General features: G+C 44.0%; 4 protein-coding genes. 3 read left to right on the forward strand and 1 reads right to left on the reverse strand.

The genetic code is table 11. The features are described 5' to 3' along the window. Nucleotides 1-556 precede the first annotated feature (556 nt). Nucleotides 557-928: a hypothetical protein gene (locus tag F6K37_RS35095; protein WP_287255469.1), complete on the forward strand. Its 372-nt coding sequence runs from the start codon at nt 557-559 to the stop codon at nt 926-928. 191 nt (nt 929-1119) lie between these two features. On the opposite strand, the gene petJ is transcribed toward F6K37_RS35095, so the two are convergent. Further along, nucleotides 1120-1596, reverse strand: coding sequence for a cytochrome c6 PetJ (petJ, locus tag F6K37_RS35100; protein WP_353838887.1), 477 nt, complete (start codon nt 1594-1596; stop codon nt 1120-1122). Between the two features lie 244 nt (nt 1597-1840). On the opposite strand from petJ, the gene F6K37_RS35105 reads away from it, so the two are divergent. After that, nucleotides 1841-2263 carry a BlaI/MecI/CopY family transcriptional regulator gene (locus F6K37_RS35105; RefSeq protein WP_008190954.1) on the forward strand — a complete coding sequence of 141 codons (423 nt, stop codon included), beginning with the start codon at nt 1841-1843 and terminating at the stop codon, nt 2261-2263. Continuing rightward, nucleotides 2263-3201, forward strand: coding sequence for a M56 family metallopeptidase (locus F6K37_RS35110; protein ID WP_287255472.1), 939 nt, complete (start codon nt 2263-2265; stop codon nt 3199-3201). Before F6K37_RS35105 ends, F6K37_RS35110 begins: the two co-directional genes overlap by 1 nt. The last annotated feature ends 245 nt before the right edge of the window (nt 3202-3446 follow it).

Here is a 3446-nt window from a genome sequence, read left to right on the forward strand (position 1 = left end):
GGATTTGGTATTGGCTGCGTTCTACAGCATCACTGGCTTGACGATACCGTTCCTCCAATTCCTCACAACTCAGATGAGGTAATAGTCTCAAGCGTTTGGGCATAAATCTTTCCCGACTTACTCTATAGACATCTCCAAAAATTAACCTCAAACCCTTGCACTGCCTGGGTCAAAACCGAGTTTCTGGAGATGTATTATACAGTAAGTATATACCCGGATTTCTTATCACACACCCGTTTGGGTACTTCCTAACAGCTAACACCGAAACCAATCCTGAGGATGAGCATTACCTGTCTTTGGGCATAATCTGCTCTATAAGACTAGCAAGAGTTAGGTCAACCTCTTGAGCTTGGGTTTGTTGGTAACCTAACTAGCACCATTGATTTTGACTCACCAGTTACTTATCTGGTTGAGTCCACACCTTTTATGTCGCAGTTCCCGAATCTGTCACATAACTTTACAAAAACCACCCAGATAGTTCTAATCTGATGGTTATAATACAACATTTAGGTAGACATAGCTCGACTTGCTGTCATCAATAGGATGGCAGAATTGCTTGGAATTGTTAAAACCTACTCTTAGCTGTTCTATAAAACGTGAACATCGCCGACAAAAACGTCACAACGACGCCTGTTTACTTCCTGTTTCAACTAGGACTGTCGGCAGCACCCTATCCACAGGCTTCAAATCGGCTGGAACCCAACCTAATATTGAATTTGAGGTGACTTTGTTGCTCTACTCCTTTATTTTCGGGAGATTTAAAACTGATGGCTTTACTCAGTTACCTTTTCACAGGCTACCCACTCTTGTAGAAGATGATCTGGATGTCTTGCCTAATACTGTTATTGCTTGGTTATTGCATAGGCGCATTGTACCACATTCCCAGAGGAGTTTTGTTGAAAACATGCGGGTATGTTACGCAAAGTAACCCTAATCATGTACTAGATTGCTACTCTACCTGATGTGGTTGCGGAAGTTAGGGTTTTACCTGTTGTGAATAGGCTTTGGCTTGGTGATAAGATAGCGTTCGCATCTTCATACTCCTGAACTGCAAAAATCGCAAATCCCCGGTTTTAGTAACCCCGGAAAGGCGCTATCGAGTAATTAACCTGAGGGTAATCAAAAGAATAAGCGCCAGAATGAGCGCTTTTTGGGTTTAAGGGTATCGGTCTTGTCCTGATTAACTGGCGTCTGATCAGCCTCTACACCTAATTGTGGAGATTTGGACTGTGGGGATTTTCGATTAGGAATTTCTTTACCCAACTTCCAGTCATTGTCAGCCTGCAATAAAACATAGGTAGCCACATTTTCAATCTCCTGCTCAGTTAGCTTTTTCTGGAAGGAGGGCATAGCGTTTTTCCCATTGGTTACCTGGGTTTTAATTTTTTCCAGGTCATACATCTTATATCGTTTCAGGACAGCTTTCTTCAAGGTTTTATTGGCCATAATCACGTTATTGCCACCGATATGACAAGCAGCACAATTCTGACTAAAAACCTGAGCTCCCTGAGCGGCATCACCAGCGAGGGCTGGACGTTCTAGAGCAAATGTAAACCATACCGTAGCAGTCAACAGGATTGATAGCAGCTTCTTCAAGGGTATTCTCCTTCTGATCAAAACAGATAGCAGGCTACAGAGTGGCCTATAATTATTCCTCAGAATGACTGTAAACCTTAGAAGAACTGCTGTCAAACCTAAGAACCAAGACTATCAATGAAGGAAGCAGACCGACTACATATGAATCGGGATAGCCTGACTGATCAAAATGTCATAAACTGTAAATAACCTCTAGCACCCAAATTAACCTAAATAAAATTAAACCAAAATTAACCAGTAATCTATGAGTCCTCTGCCCCATCATCGCCCTAAACAACTCTCCCTAGGTCCATTGGAACGAGAAATCTTGGAGATTATCTGGGCATTAGGTTGCGCTACTGTCAAAGATGTCCATGAACAGATTTTGGCTGACCCAGATCGGGAATTAGCTTATGCTTCAGTGACCACAGTGCTACGCCGCTTGACCCAGAAAGGTTGGCTGAGTTGTGATAAACGACAGCGTACCTTTTTATGGAGACCCTTAGTGTCTCGCCAAGAAGCCCAGGTACTCGCAGCCCATGACCAGCTCAATCGCTTTTTAGCCGTAGGCAATCCAGATGTAGTTGCTGCCTTTGCCGATAGCTTAGATGCAGCGAGTGTGGAACAAATTTCTGCGATCGCACAACGACTGCAAGCAGCACGTCAAAGGCGGAAGGAGGAAAAATAATGCATGTGGTGATGATTATAGCAGCATTAGGGCTGGCTTGCTGGCACAGGCACACAAGCTACCAACTGCCTGGGAGTTTGCCCAGGCGCTGGCAACACGTATTAGTACAATTTCTTGGTCCACCCCTACTCCTCCTAACCACTGCTTTGGCTGTGCTATGCATGGGGCCAAAGGGACAAATGATCGGGTTACGCACAGACTGGCTTACCTACTGTCTAGTGCTAGGATTTCTGGGTTGGGCAGTAGTGTTGTGGCTAAAGTTAGCAAGGCTTGGTTGGCAGTCTTTGCAACAATTTCGTTCCTTACCCCAAATTTCCTTAATAAAAGGGCAATGGCAAAATGGGCAATGGGAAAGAGTTGAACACTGTTCTGGCTTGACTCCAACCCCTGAATCCCTAGCTAGTCAAGGTCAATTGGCTCGTCTTTTAGACACTCCTATACCCTTTATTGCTCAGATTGGCTTTTGGCAACCGGAACTTGTGGTCAGTCAGGGACTCTTAGAAACTCTCTCATCGGAACATCTAGAGGCTGTTATTACCCATGAGCAAGCTCACCACCATTACCGAGATACCTTCTGGTTTTTCTGGCTAGGGTGGATTCATCGAATCACTGCTTGGTTACCAAATACAGAGTCATTGTGGCAAGAACTATTGAGTCTACGAGAAATCCGTGCTGACCATTGGGCCGCTAAACGGGTCGATGCCCTATTGTTGGCAGAATCACTGTTGACTATGGTTAGCAGTCCGATGATCACTAAGGAAAATTTCTGTGCTCCCTTTAGTAGACCTGTGCCTACCAGTCGCTTCCAAGAGAGAATCGATGCACTCTTGACAGAGCCAGAGTCTGCCACTGGTACTAGGTCCTGGAATTACTCCTGGAATTGGAGTTGGTTGCTATACGTATTGTTACCCCTATTGGTTGTACCGTTTCACCAATAAACTGAAGGGCAACAGGCAACAGGGATTAGGGAAAAAAATATTTTTTTGGGTCTTTACGTCGCGACATACTGATGTAATTATATAAATATATCGCGACAATAGGAAAGAACACACAAAACACGAAAGTAAAACACTTAAGTAAACCCCCTAAGTGTAGTAACTACCTAAGTGTATTAACCAGTGTATTAACCTATTGTCAGGATATCACGATATACCAATAGAAGTATATCGTGACAAAATGTGCC

The sequence above is a fragment of the Moorena sp. SIO4E2 genome (assembly GCF_010671945.1).
In the GTDB taxonomy this organism is placed as follows: domain Bacteria; phylum Cyanobacteriota; class Cyanobacteriia; order Cyanobacteriales; family Coleofasciculaceae; genus Moorena; species Moorena producens.